At 56.2% G+C, this 13,263-nt stretch carries 14 protein-coding genes; 7 read left to right on the forward strand and 7 right to left on the reverse strand.

Annotated features, from left to right (window positions below; genetic code table 11):
• The first annotated feature begins 127 nt into the window (after nt 1-127).
• Complete coding sequence (locus tag ACMVME_RS14050; protein ID WP_068795164.1) at nt 128-1,489, forward strand: MFS transporter; 1,362 nt, start codon at nt 128-130, stop codon at nt 1,487-1,489.
• Nucleotides 1,490-1,521: 32 nt separating this feature from the next.
• Here ACMVME_RS14050 and ACMVME_RS14055 read toward each other — a convergent pair whose 3' ends face one another.
• Entirely contained in the window at nt 1,522-2,013 is a 492-nt protein-coding gene (locus tag ACMVME_RS14055) for a YajQ family cyclic di-GMP-binding protein (protein ID WP_020885215.1), read from the reverse strand.
• Nucleotides 2,014-2,216: 203 nt separating this feature from the next.
• Here ACMVME_RS14055 and panE point away from each other — a divergent pair, with 203 nt between their 5' ends.
• Nucleotides 2,217-3,128 carry a 2-dehydropantoate 2-reductase gene (panE, locus tag ACMVME_RS14060; RefSeq protein WP_068795165.1) on the forward strand — a complete coding sequence of 304 codons (912 nt, stop codon included), beginning with the start codon at nt 2,217-2,219 and terminating at the stop codon, nt 3,126-3,128.
• Nucleotides 3,091-3,684 (forward strand): protein deglycase YajL, encoded by a 594-nt coding sequence (gene yajL, locus ACMVME_RS14065; protein WP_020885217.1) that lies wholly within the window; start codon nt 3,091-3,093, stop codon nt 3,682-3,684. The genes panE and yajL overlap by 38 nt, the downstream gene beginning before the upstream one ends.
• Nucleotides 3,685-3,729: 45 nt before the next feature.
• Here yajL and thiI read toward each other — a convergent pair whose 3' ends face one another.
• A complete protein-coding gene (gene thiI, locus ACMVME_RS14070) occupies nt 3,730-5,178 on the reverse strand; it encodes a tRNA uracil 4-sulfurtransferase ThiI (RefSeq protein ID WP_014168857.1) in 1,449 nt (482 codons plus the stop codon).
• 312 nt (nt 5,179-5,490) lie between these two features.
• Between thiI and xseB the strand changes: the two genes are divergently transcribed.
• From xseB to ACMVME_RS14090, 4 genes are all read left to right on the forward strand, one after another.
• A complete protein-coding gene (gene xseB, locus ACMVME_RS14075) occupies nt 5,491-5,733 on the forward strand; it encodes an exodeoxyribonuclease VII small subunit (RefSeq protein ID WP_008503331.1) in 243 nt (80 codons plus the stop codon).
• Complete coding sequence (gene ispA, locus ACMVME_RS14080; RefSeq protein WP_044857747.1) at nt 5,734-6,633, forward strand: (2E,6E)-farnesyl diphosphate synthase; 900 nt, start codon at nt 5,734-5,736, stop codon at nt 6,631-6,633.
• A 24-nt stretch (nt 6,634-6,657) separates the two neighbouring features.
• Nucleotides 6,658-8,520 carry a 1-deoxy-D-xylulose-5-phosphate synthase gene (dxs, locus tag ACMVME_RS14085; RefSeq protein ID WP_020885219.1) on the forward strand — a complete coding sequence of 621 codons (1,863 nt, stop codon included), beginning with the start codon at nt 6,658-6,660 and terminating at the stop codon, nt 8,518-8,520.
• Nucleotides 8,521-8,583: 63 nt separating this feature from the next.
• Nucleotides 8,584-9,558, forward strand: a complete 975-nt coding sequence (locus ACMVME_RS14090; protein ID WP_068795166.1) for an aldo/keto reductase — start codon at nt 8,584-8,586, stop codon at nt 9,556-9,558.
• Nucleotides 9,559-9,639: 81 nt separating this feature from the next.
• Here the strand turns inward: ACMVME_RS14090 and thiL are convergent, their stop codons facing one another.
• The 5 genes from thiL to nrdR all read right to left on the reverse strand — a co-directional run bounded on the left by thiL (nt 9,640) and on the right by nrdR (nt 13,246).
• Nucleotides 9,640-10,611, reverse strand: coding sequence for a thiamine-phosphate kinase (gene thiL, locus ACMVME_RS14095; RefSeq protein ID WP_020885221.1), 972 nt, complete (start codon nt 10,609-10,611; stop codon nt 9,640-9,642).
• Nucleotides 10,612-10,689: 78 nt separating this feature from the next.
• Nucleotides 10,690-11,109, reverse strand: coding sequence for a transcription antitermination factor NusB (gene nusB / locus ACMVME_RS14100; protein WP_006809908.1), 420 nt, complete (start codon nt 11,107-11,109; stop codon nt 10,690-10,692).
• A gap of 21 nt (nt 11,110-11,130) precedes the next feature.
• The gene (gene ribE, locus ACMVME_RS14105) at nt 11,131-11,601 is read right to left on the reverse strand and encodes a 6,7-dimethyl-8-ribityllumazine synthase (protein WP_006176874.1); all 471 of its coding nucleotides are present in this window, start codon (nt 11,599-11,601) and stop codon (nt 11,131-11,133) included.
• 87 nt (nt 11,602-11,688) lie between these two features.
• Nucleotides 11,689-12,792, reverse strand: coding sequence for a bifunctional diaminohydroxyphosphoribosylaminopyrimidine deaminase/5-amino-6-(5-phosphoribosylamino)uracil reductase RibD (gene ribD / locus ACMVME_RS14110; protein ID WP_032681566.1), 1,104 nt, complete (start codon nt 12,790-12,792; stop codon nt 11,689-11,691).
• A gap of 4 nt (nt 12,793-12,796) precedes the next feature.
• On the reverse strand, nt 12,797-13,246 hold the full coding sequence (gene nrdR / locus ACMVME_RS14115; RefSeq protein ID WP_008503337.1) for a transcriptional regulator NrdR: 450 nt from the start codon (nt 13,244-13,246) through the stop codon (nt 12,797-12,799).
• Nucleotides 13,247-13,263 lie beyond the last annotated feature (17 nt).

The following is a 13,263-nucleotide window of genomic DNA, read 5'->3' on the forward strand; positions in this document are numbered from 1 at the left end:
GTGCTTCGGCACCCTTTTTTATTCATCGAATCCATTAATAACGCATGTAATATTTGTTAAATAACCCTTTATTTACCCCGCCCCTTCCCCGCACTACACTATGGCCTGCTTTTGAATTGAGGTGGTAATGAACGATTATAAAATGACACCAGGCGAATTGCGCGCGACCTGGGGTTTAGGGACTGTTTTCTCGCTACGGATGCTTGGCATGTTTATGGTCCTGCCTGTTCTGACCACGTACGGCATGGCGCTACAGGGTGCCAGCGAAGCGCTGATTGGCCTGGCGATTGGCATCTACGGTCTGGCTCAGGCGGTATTTCAGATCCCGTTTGGCCTGCTCTCGGATCGGGTTGGCCGCAAACCGCTGATTGTCGGCGGCCTGCTTATTTTTGTGCTCGGCAGCGTGATAGCCGCCCTCTCCCACTCCATCTGGGGAATTATTCTTGGTCGCGCCCTGCAGGGCTCTGGTGCGATTGCCGCCGCCGTGATGGCGCTGCTGTCAGACTTAACCCGTGAGCAGAATCGCACCAAAGCGATGGCGTTTATCGGCGTGAGCTTTGGCGTCACTTTCGCGATTGCGATGGTGCTCGGGCCTATCATCACCCATAAACTCGGCCTGCATGCCCTGTTCTGGATGATTGCCGTGCTGGCGACCGTCGGTATTGCGCTGACCCTTTGGGTGGTGCCGGACAGCAAAAACCACGTCCTTAACCGTGAATCCGGGATGGTGAATGGCTGCTTCAGCAAAGTGCTGATGGAACCGCGCCTGCTTAAACTTAACTTCGGCATCATGTGTCTGCACATCCTGCTGATGTCGACCTTTGTCGCCCTTCCCGGTCAGCTTGCCGCCGCGGGCTTCCCTGCCGCGGAGCACTGGAAAATCTATCTGGTGACCATGCTGATTTCGTTCGTTTCGGTCGTGCCGTTCATCATCTACGCCGAAGTGAAACGCAAGATGAAGCGCGTCTTCATTGGCTGCGTGGCGGTGCTGCTGATTGCCGAGATTGTGCTCTGGGGATCCGGCCCGCACTTCTGGGAACTGGTGGCCGGCGTGCAGCTCTTCTTCCTGGCCTTTAACCTGATGGAAGCCCTGCTGCCATCGCTGATTAGCAAGGAGTCCCCGGCCGGCTATAAAGGCACAGCAATGGGGATCTACTCCACCAGCCAGTTTATCGGCGTGGCTATCGGGGGCTCGCTCGGCGGCTGGGTGGACGGCCTGTTTGATTCGCAAACCGTGTTCCTCGCGGGCGCACTGCTGGCGATGGTCTGGCTGCTGGTCGCCAGCAGCATGAAAGAGCCGCGCTACGTCAGCAGTCTGCGGGTCGAAATTCCTGAGGATGTTGAGATTACCGACGCGCTAAAACAGCGTCTTGAAGCAACAGAGGGGGTAAGTGAAGTGCTTATTGCCCCACAAGAGCGCAGCGCTTACGTCAAAATAGACAGTAAAGTGACTAACCGCTTCGAAATCGAGCAGGCTCTCAAAGCCTGAAAAAATGCCCGGTAAAGCCGGGCATTTTTGTCTTAATCGCGGAAGTTCTTGAACTGGAACGGCTGCCCCAGATCGCCGCCACGTACCAGCGCCATAACGGCCTGCAGGTCATCGCGGGATTTACCGGTCACACGAATTTCTTCACCCTGGATTTGCGCCTGAACCTTCAGCTTGCTGTCCTTGATGAGCTTAACGATCTTCTTCTGAACCGCGCTCTCAATACCCTGCTTCAGTTTGGCTTCGACAAACCAGTTTTTACCGCTATGCACAAACTCGTCTGGTACATCCAGTGAGGTGCCTTCAATGCCGCGTTTAAGCAGCTTGGCGCGCAGAATATCCAGCAGCTGGTTAACCTGGAAATCAGATTCGCTCAGGACCTTAATGGTCTTATTCGCATCGTTCAGCTCGAAAGTTGCCTCAACGCCACGAAAGTCGAAACGTGACTCAACTTCACGGCTTGCGTTTTCAACGCCGTTGCGGACTTCCTGGATATCAACTTCGGAAACAATATCGAAAGATGGCATCTTTTCTTCTCCCTTCATTTTTGTTGCGTTGCATAATACCCGCAACAAGGCAGATACCCCAAATAATTCGAGTTGCAGCTATCCCTGGCCGCTCACGTGAGGAAACACCGCACAGATGTCACAGGGTTTACTCAACAGAAGCTTAGCTGACGGCGCTATACTTAGGCCGTAACACCTGGCGCAGTTGCAGGTGAGGAGGAACAATGAAAATTACAGTGCTCGGATGCGGAGCCCTTGGACAGCTATGGCTGACCGCGCTTTGCAAGCACGGACATGAGGTACAGGGCTGGCTGCGCGTGCCCCAGCCCTATTGCAGTGTGAACCTGATTGACGAAGACGAAAGTATATTCAACGAATCACTCACCGCGAACGATCCGGATTTTCTGGCGCAAAGCGATCTGCTGCTGGTCACGCTCAAAGCATGGCAGGTATCAGATGCAGTAAAGACGCTGGCCGCGCAACTTCCCCCAGACTCCCCCATCCTGCTGCTGCATAACGGCATGGGAACCATTGATGAGCTGAAAAGCATCCCGCATCCCTTGTTGATGGCGACCACCACGCACGCTGCACGCCGCGATGGCAACATTATCGTGCATGTCGCCAGCGGCGTAACGCACATGGGCCCCGCCCGTACGCAGGATGGCGACTACAGCTATCTGGCGGATGTTCTGCAGAAGGTGCTGCCGGACGTGGCCTGGCATGACACTATCCGCCCGCAGCTGTGGCGCAAGCTGGCGGTTAACTGCGTGATCAATCCGCTGACGGCGCTGTGGAACTGCCCGAACGGGGAACTGAAAAATCATCCGCAGGAAATTGCCACCCTGTGCGCGGAGGTTGCCTCGGTTATCGAACGTGAAGGCCTGCATACCTCGGCGGAGGATTTACGCTATTATGTTGAGCAGGTAATTGAAAGTACTGCAGAAAACATCTCCTCGATGTTGCAGGACATTCGGGCATTACGCCACACAGAGATTGATTACATCACGGGCTATTTGCTTAAACGCGCCCGCGCCCACGGCATTGCCGTGCCGGAAAATGCCCGTCTGTATGACCTGGTTAAACGTAAGGAGAGTGAATATGAGCGCGTCAGCACTGATCTGCCTCGCCCCTGGTAGCGAAGAGACAGAAGCCGTCACCACCATTGATTTGATGGTGCGTGGCGGCATTAACGTGACCACCGCCAGCGTCGCCAGCGACGGTAATCTGACCATCACCTGTTCACGCGGCGTAAAAATCCTCGCCGATGCACCGCTTGTGCAGGTGGCCGACGGGGATTACGACATCATCGTACTGCCGGGCGGCCTGAAGGGTGCGGAGTATTTTCGCGACAGCCCGCTCCTGGTCGAAACCGTCAGGCAATTCCATCTGTCGGGGCGCATCGTTGCGGCAATTTGTGCCGCAGCCGGCACGGTTCTGGTGCCGCATAACATTTTCCCGATCGGGAATATGACCGGTTTCCCGGGACTGAAAGAGACCATTCCTGAAGAGCAATGGGTGGATAAACGTGTGGTCTGGGATCCGCGCGTCAATCTGCTCACCAGCCAGGGGCCGGGTACCGCGATCGATTTTGGACTGAAGATTATCGACCTGCTGGTCGGGCGTGAGAAAGCCTACGAGGTGGCGTCGTCGTTAGTGATGGCGGCGGGGATTTATAATTTTTACGAAGCGTAGCGTGTAAAGAAAGCCGGGTAAGCGAAGCCGCCACCCGGCAAACGGTTAAGGGCGATAGACCTTCACATTCGCAAAGCCCTGCTCGCGCAGATACAGCGCCTGCAGACGGCTCATCACCCCGCGCTCGCACCACAGCAGATACGTTTTGCTCTGGTCGAGATCGCCGAATTTGGTGCTCAGCTTGTAGAACGGCAGGGAAACCACGTCCACGCCTTCAACCTGCAGCGGTTTGTCATCCTGTTCATCAATGGAACGGATATCCAGAATCGCGTCGTTGGCACCGAAACCGCTGACGGTTTCAACTTCAACCACTTCCTGCTCGGTCTGCTGGGCAATCTCGCGGATATCGATGTTGGTCGCTTCCGCCACCACCTTCTCCAGAATGCCGAAATCGAAGTTCTCTTCTTCGGCTTCGATTTTCGCCTTTACCGCTTTGACGGTCGGGCTTTTTGAGATCACACCGCAGTATTCCGGCATGGTGCGGGCAAAATCTTCGGTACCGATTTTGCGCGCCAGATCGATGATGTGCTCTTTATCGTAGGAGATCAGCGGACGCAGGATCAGGGTATCCGATACGTTGTCGATAAGACGCAGGTTGGTCAGGGTCTGGCTGGAGACCTGGCCCAGCGCTTCACCGGTGACCAGCGCCTGCACGCCGTAGCGCTCCGCCACTTTGGACGCTGCACGCACCATCATGCGCTTCAGCACCACGCCCATCTGACCGTCGTCCACTTTTTCAAGGATTTCGCCGACCACTGGCTCAAAGTTGATCGCCACAAAACGCACGCGGTGGGAGCTGCCGAAGCGGTTCCACAGATAGTGCGCAACCTGACGTACGCCGATTTCATGCGCCGCACCGCCCAGGTTAAAGAAGCAGTAGTGTACGCGACAGCCGCGGCGCATCAGCATATAGCTGGAAACACCGGAGTCGAAACCGCCGGAGATCAGCGACAGGACATCTTCCTGCGTGCCGATTGGGAAACCGCCGATACCTTCATAACGGCCTTTCACCAGCAGCAGGCGATCGTTTTCGATCTCCAGGTTAACGGTCACGTCCGGGTTAGTCAGGCGCACGCGCGCGCTCTCAACGTGCTGATTGAGGCCGCCACCCACATAGCGCTCCACTTCAATGGAGCTAAACTCATGCTTACCACGACGCTTCACGCGCACGCAGAAGGTTTTGCCTTCAATCTGATCGCGGTACTGCACCAGCGCTTTTTCAAAAATGTCATGCAGGGAGGTGTAAGGAACGTCTTCCACTTCCAGAATATGGTGAATGCCCGGAATACGGGTCAGCGCGTCGCGAATATCCTGACGTTTGTTTTCATCTTTCGCGCGAACCTCAACGTGGTCCCAGTGACGCACCACGGCGAGCGTTTCGTCGTAGTGTTTTAATACGTTACGAATGTTCCCGGTGAGAATTTTAATAAAGCGCAAACGCACAGATTGGCTTTTGATGGTGATTTCAGGGAACAATTTAATGATAAACTTCATGGCGGCAATGTTTCTTAGGCAAGCTTAAGGCTTGTAATGGAAAATGAAATATACACAAAATCATTCAGGTGGCATCAACGCGGCGAGTCACAGCCCCCCGCAAGCTTACGCGAGTAAGTAACGGAAAGGCGCAAACGTAGCCCAAACAGAGACAACCTGAAGGATGACGTGTATAGCAGCCCACACCCGTGGCTGCATCCAGGCGCGCAAGTATATCATCTTCACGCCGCTCCTGTGCACATTGCGCGTTATTTGATAATTGCCCCGAGTCCGTTACCATGTCGGGGCTGAGAATATAAGAGTCAATTCACTATGCCGAAGAAGAACGACGCACCGGCCAGTTTTGAAACTGCGCTGAGTGAGCTGGAGCAGATTGTCACCCGCCTTGAGAGCGGCGATTTACCGCTGGAAGAGGCGCTCAATGAATTCGAGCGCGGCGTGCAGCTGGCGCGCCAGGGGCAGGTCAAACTGCAGCAGGCCGAGCAGCGCGTGCAGATCCTGCTGTCCGACAGCGAAGACGCGAAAACTACGCCATTCACACCGGACGCCGAGTAAATGGATTTCGCCAACGAGCTTCAGGCATGCGTCGCGCGTGCCAACGATGCGCTGCGCCGTTTTATTGAGCCACAGCCTTTTCAGAACACTCCACTGGTTGAAGCCATGCACTATGGCGCACTCTTGGGCGGAAAGCGCCTGCGTCCGTTTCTGGTCTACGCCACGGGCAACATGTTTGGTATCAGCGCTAACACGCTGGATGCCCCGGCAGCCGCCGTTGAGTGCATCCATGCCTACTCGCTGATCCACGATGATTTGCCGGCCATGGACGACGACGATCTGCGTCGTGGCCAGCCTACCTGCCACATCAAGTTTGGCGAAGCGAATGCCATTCTGGCGGGGGATGCCCTGCAAACCCTGGCGTTCTCGATTCTGAGCGATGCGCCGATGACCGAAGTGGCCGACCGTGACCGTCTGTCGATGATCTCTGAACTGGCAATGGCCAGCGGCGTCGCCGGTATGTGTGGCGGCCAGGCACTGGATCTGGAAGCGGAAGGACGTCAGGTTAATCTGGAACAGCTGGAGCGTATTCATCGCCATAAAACCGGCGCATTGATTCGTGCAGCCGTTCGTCTGGGCGCCCTGAGCGCGGGTGAACAGGGGCGCAAAGCCCTGCCGATACTGGACAGATACGCAGAAAGTATCGGTCTGGCATTCCAGGTTCAGGATGACATTCTGGATGTGGTGGGCGATACTGCAACATTGGGTAAACGTCAGGGTGCGGATCAGCAGCTTGGCAAAAGTACCTACCCCGCCCTGCTGGGTCTTGAGCAAGCCCAACGTAAAGCCCGGGATCTGATAGAGGATGCCCGCCAGTCGCTGAATCAGCTGGCCGCGCAATCACTGGATACTTCGGCACTGGAAGCGCTAGCGGACTATATAATCCAGCGTGATAAATAAACACACTATCTCGATGAGCCTTTGATGAGTTTTGATATTGCCAAATACCCGACACTGGCGTTAGTTGACTCCACCCAGGAGTTACGCCTGTTGCCGAAAGAGAGCCTGCCGAAGCTGTGCGATGAGCTGCGTCGCTACCTGCTCGACAGCGTAAGCCGCTCCAGCGGCCATTTCGCCTCCGGGCTTGGCACGGTAGAGCTGACCGTGGCGCTGCACTATGTCTATAACACGCCGTTCGATCAGCTCATCTGGGATGTCGGCCACCAGGCCTATCCGCATAAAATTCTGACCGGACGTCGCGATAAAATTGGCACCATTCGTCAGAAAGGCGGCCTGCATCCGTTCCCATGGCGTGGCGAGAGCGAGTACGACGTATTAAGCGTTGGACACTCCTCCACCTCGATTTCTGCGGGTATCGGTATTGCGGTGGCAGCCGAAAAAGAGAATAAACAGCGTCGTACCGTCTGCGTCATTGGCGACGGGGCGATCACTGCCGGTATGGCCTTTGAGGCCATGAACCACGCGGGCGATATCAAGCCAGACATGCTGGTTATCCTTAATGATAACGAAATGTCGATTTCCGAAAACGTGGGCGCGCTGAACAACCATCTGGCGCAGCTGCTCTCCGGCAAGCTTTACTCCTCGCTGCGCGAAGGCGGCAAAAAAGTCTTCTCCGGCGTACCGCCAATCAAAGAACTGCTTAAACGCACCGAAGAACACATCAAAGGCATGGTCGTGCCGGGTACGCTGTTTGAAGAGCTGGGCTTTAACTATATTGGTCCGGTGGACGGGCATGACGTTCTGGGGCTTGTCACCACGCTGAAAAACATGCGTGACCTGAAAGGCCCGCAGTTCCTGCATATCATGACCAAAAAAGGCCGTGGATACGAACCGGCGGAAAAAGATCCCATCACCTTCCACGCGGTACCGAAATTCGACCCGAGCAGCGGTTGCCTGCCCAAAAGCAGCGGCGGCATGCCGAGCTATTCAAAAATCTTTGGCGACTGGCTGTGTGAAACCGCCGCTAAAGACAATAAGCTTATGGCGATCACCCCGGCCATGCGTGAAGGTTCTGGCATGGTGGAGTTCTCCAAAAAATACCCGGACCAGTATTTTGACGTTGCCATTGCCGAGCAGCACGCGGTGACCTTTGCGGCAGGCCTGGCGATTGGCGGTTATAACCCGGTTGTCGCCATTTATTCCACCTTCCTGCAACGCGCCTACGACCAGGTGATCCATGACGTTGCCATCCAGAAGCTGCCGGTCCTGTTTGCTATCGACCGCGCAGGCATTGTGGGTGCTGACGGCCAGACGCACCAGGGGGCATTTGACCTGTCGTTCCTGCGCTGCGTCCCGGATATGGTCATCATGACGCCAAGCGATGAGAACGAATGTCGTCAGATGCTGTTTACCGGCTACCACTATCAGGATGGCCCTAGTGCGGTGCGCTACCCGCGCGGCAATGCCGTCGGCGTTGAACTGCAGCCGCTGGAAAAACTGCCGATAGGTAAAGGTCTGGTGAAGCGTCGCGGTGAGAAAGTGGCGATCCTGAACTTTGGTACGCTGATGCCGGAGGCCGCGAAAGTGGCTGAAACGCTGAATGCGACCCTCGTGGATATGCGCTTTGTGAAGCCGCTCGACGAGGCCCTGATCCTGAGCATGGCGGAATCTCATGACGTGCTGGTCACGCTGGAAGAAAACGCCATCATGGGCGGCGCGGGCAGCGGCGTAAACGAAGTGCTGATGGCTAACCGTAAAGCCGTGCCGGTACTGAACCTTGGTCTGCCTGATCATTTCATTCCGCAAGGCACCCAGGACGAAGCCCGTGCGGCGATTGGCCTGGATGCGGCCGGCATTGAGTCGAAAATCCGTTCCTGGCTTGCCTGATCCCTCCCCTTTTCCGCTCCTGCTATGCTTAAACGTATTGTTTAAAAAAGCAGGAGCGGAACCATGCAATACACGACATTAGGAACAACAGACCTTCAGGTTTCCCGACTTTGCCTGGGATGCATGACCTTTGGCGAGCCAGACCGGGGAAATCACGCCTGGACACTGCCGGAAGAGAGCAGCCGCCTTATCATCAAACGCGCACTCGACGGCGGGATTAACTTTTTTGATACTGCCAACAGTTACTCCGACGGCAGCAGCGAAGAGATTGTCGGCCGCGCCCTGCGCGATTTTGCCCGCCGTGACGATGTGGTCGTCGCCACCAAGGTATATCACCAGGTGGGTGATTTGCCTGAAGGCCTTTCCCGTGCGCAAATCCTGCGATCCATTGATGACAGCCTCCGGCGCCTGAATATGGATTATGTCGACCTGCTGCAGATCCACCGCTGGGATTACAACACGCCGATTGAAGAGACGCTGGAAGCCCTTAACGATGTGGTTAAGGCCGGGAAGGCGCATTACATCGGCGCATCGTCTATGCACGCTTCGCAGTTTGCCTCAGCGCTTGATCTTCAGGCGCAGCACGGCTGGGCACGGTTTGTCACCATGCAGGATCACTACAACCTTATCTATCGCGAAGAAGAGCGCGAGATGCTGCCGCTCTGCTATCAGGAAGGCGTAGCGGTGATCCCATGGAGTCCCCTGGCGCGCGGACGCCTCACCCGACCATGGGGAGAGACCACCGCCCGCTCGGTGTCGGATGCGTTCGGTAAAACCTTATACGAAGGTACGGAAGCCAGCGATGCGTTGATCGCCGAGCGTTTAGCGGGGATTGCCGATGATACCGGTGCCACGCGTGCGCAGGTAGCGCTGGCGTGGTTGCTGAGCAAACGCGGAGTCGCGGCACCGATTATCGGTACATCGCGGGAAGAACAGGTGGACGAGTTGTTGAGTGCCGTTGATTTAACGCTGACGCCTGAGCAAGTCGCCGAGCTGGAAACGCCGTACCAGCAGCATCCGGTGGTAGGGTTTAAGTAAGCCCACGCCCTGCCCCTCTCCCAAAATGAGAGGGAACAAAATCCCTCGGCCGGGTAAGCGCAGCGCTACCCGGCCGACGAATCACGCAAAGTGGTCGTAACCCTTCCAGTCAAGCGTAACCGGCGCGCCATCACGCACAAATTTCAGCCCTTCACTTTCCGGCATAATCTGTCCGATACAGGTAAACTTCGCCCCAAGGTGAGCTAGCGCCACGTCCAGCGTTCCCCGGTTCAGCTCCGGTACGGTAAAGCACAGCTCATAATCTTCGCCGCCGGAGAGCGCCCAGCGCAGAGCCTGCTCGGGTTCCACATGGCGAAGCAATGGCTCTGACAGCGGGAACAGATCCAGATCTACGCGCGCGCCCACACCGCTGGCCTTCAGAATATGGCCGAGATCGGAGATAAGCCCGTCAGAGAGATCGATAGCCGAGCTTGCCCGCTCGCGCAGCGCCTGGCCGTGCAAAATACGCGGCGTTGGGCGCAGATGGCGTTTCACCAGATATGCCGCATCGTCGGCATCCTTGACGCGTAAGCGATCCTGGAGGATTGCCAGCCCTGCGGCGCTGTCGCCCGGCGTGCCGGTCACGTAGATCCAGTCACCCGGCTTTGCGCCCGAGCGTTTCAGCGCCCGGCCCAGCGGGACATAGCCGTGGATCGCAAGCGTCATCGACAGCGGCCCGGCAGTGGTGTCACCGCCAATCAGCTGCATATCGTAGTAGTTGAGCTGATCAAACAGCGCATCGCTAAAGGCTTCAAGCCAGTCTTCGTCCACCTCGGGCAGCGTCAACGCCAGCGTCAGCCACGCGGGATCGGCGCCCATGGCCGCTAAGTCGCTTACGTTGACCGCCAGCGCTTTATACGCCAGATCGGCGGGATCGATATCAGGTAAAAAATGACGTCCGCACACTAAGGTGTCGGTGCTGATTGCCAGCGTCTGTTTTTCGGGAATATTGAGAAGTGCGCAGTCATCACCAATGCCGGTTTCAACATCAAGACGAGAGGTTCTGACACGGTCGAAATAACGGGCAATCAGGGAGAATTCGCCGCATGCCATACGTTATGCCTCAGCAAATTAAATAAAAAAACCGGAGCCGCACTGCCCGGCAGGCAATGCAAAACTCCGGTTTGCGGATCACTTTTTGTGGGGACGGATCGCAGGTGCGGCTTTATCCAGCACGCCATTTACAAATTTATGGCTGTCCTCAGCGCCGAAGGTTTTCGCCAGTTCGATCGCTTCGTTGATGGCCACTTTGTACGGCACATCATCACGTTTAGACAACTCAAACAGCGCGATACGCAACACTGCTTTCTCAACCTGACCCAGCTCTTCGAGCAGACGGGACAGGTATGGCTTCATCAGACCATCGAGATACGCGCTATTAGTCGCCACTCCCGACAGCAGTTCACGGAAGTACAGAACGTCAACGTCTTTCACGTCCTGTTCTGACAGGAACTGGTATTCAACATCAGCGATGTCGTTCTGGGACAACTGCCAGGAGTAAAGTGCCTGGACGGCACATTCACGGGCGCGGCGACGAGCAGCAGGTTTCACGGAATTCCCCTTACAAAAAAATCAGGCCTTAATGGCTTTCAACACATTGATCATTTCAAGCGCGGTCAGTGCAGCTTCTGCACCTTTGTTACCGGCTTTGGTACCAGCGCGCTCAATGGCTTGTTCAATACTTTCGGTAGTCAGCACGCCAAACGCGACAGGAATTTCAGCATCCTGCGCAACGTGTGCCAGACCATTGCTTGCACCGCCTGCAACGTATTCGAAGTGTGCAGTGCCGCCACGAATAACGGTACCCAGCGCAATCACCGCGTCGTATTTACCGGTTTTCGCCAGCGCGCCCGCTGCCAGTGGCAGTTCATAAGCACCTGGAACCCAAACAACGGTAATGTTGTCATCTTTAACCTGGCCGATACGTTTCAGGGCGTCAATGGCACCTTCCAGCAGGCTGTCGTTGATGAAGTTGTTGAAACGCGCAATGGTGATGGCGACGCGAGCGTCCGGGGTAGCTACAGCAGCTTCAATAATGTTCATACTCTTCCTTTACGGGTTCATTTGGCCCCGCAGGGGGGCGGATTTTATCATAATACTTTGCGCACTGCTTCCCTATTTCAGGAGCAATTACGCTGGCGTTAAATGGAGGCAGACATCCGGGCCCACCGGACGAATCTCGCTAAATTTGAGTTGCGGTGCATCACCAAGTTTTTCAAGACCCGGCAGCACAAACAGACCACGCGCATCGTTACCCAACAGTTTAGGTGCTACGTAGACAATCAGCTCATCCACCAGCCCGGCCTGCAGCAGCGCGCCGGCCAGCGTCGGCCCCGCTTCTACCCAGATACTGTTCACCTGTTGCTTACCAAGCAGCATCATCAGCACCACTAAGTCGAGGTGCCCGTTATGCTCTGGCACCATGACGCTGCGTACGCCTTGCGGCCATTCACGCGCATCGTCCTGCGTGCGTGCAATCCAGGTTTCGCCCGGCTGTTGCACGATGCGGTGCGCAGGCGTGATGCGATTCTGGCTATCGATGACAATACGCAGCGGCTGACGCAGGTTTTCCTGCGGGTAGCACGCCTGGGTATCGGCATTCAGTTCATCCCAGCGCACGGTCATGGCAGGATTATCAGCCAGAACCGTTTCACTGCTGGTGAGGATAGCATGGCTTTGCGCGCGCAGACGTTGCACATCGCGCCTTGCCTGCGCAGAGGTGATCCACTGGCTCTCGCCGTTCGCCATCGCCGTGCGACCATCCAGTGAGGCCCCGAGCTTAAGCTGAATGTACGGGAACCCGGTGCGCATACGCTTCAGGAAGCCTTTGTTGATCGCCTCAGCATCCTGCATCATCAGGCCGTGACTGACATCAACTCCTTCCTGCTGCAGTCGATACATGCCACGTCCGGCAACCTGCGGATTGGGATCCTGCATCGCCGCGACAACGCGCGCGACACCCGCCGCAATCAGTGCTTCGCAGCACGGCGGGGTACGGCCGTGGTGGCTGCAGGGTTCCAGCGTCACGTAGGCCGTTGCACCGCGCGCCTTTTCGCCGGCCATGCGCAGGGCATGAACTTCGGCATGGGGCTCACCGGCACGGTAGTGAAACCCTTCGCCCACAATCTCGCCATCGTTGACAATGACGCACCCGACGTTAGGGTTGGGATGGGTGGTAAAACGACCGCGCTGCGCCAGCTTCATGGCTCGCGCCATGTAAATCTCATCCTGCATGAGCTTAATCCTGTAAGCGGGCGATCTCTTCGCCAAACTCTTTGATATCTTCGAAACTGCGGTACACAGAGGCGAAGCGGATATAGGCGACCTTATCGAGCTTTTTCAGTTGCTCCATCACCAGGTTGCCAATCATCTTGCTTGGCACCTCGCGCTCACCCAAACCACGAAGGTAAGATTTTATGTGGTTTAACGCCATTTCGACGTCATCTGCACTGACAGGCCGTTTTTCCAGCGCCTTGAGCATCCCGCTGCGCAGTTTCTCTTCGTTAAACGGCTCACGCACGTCGTTACTTTTTACCACGCGCGGCATTACCAGCTCTGCAACCTCAAAGGTCGTGAAACGCTCGTTGCACACCAGACATTGCCGGCGGCGGCGTACGGAAGACCCTTCGCCCACAAGGCGAGAGTCGATAACTTTGGTATCCACAGCGGAGCAGAATGGGCAATGCATACGGTATCCCTGTTATG

This window comes from Enterobacter cloacae complex sp. 2024EL-00711, from assembly GCF_047529885.1.
GTDB lineage: Bacteria > Pseudomonadota > Gammaproteobacteria > Enterobacterales > Enterobacteriaceae > Enterobacter > Enterobacter ludwigii.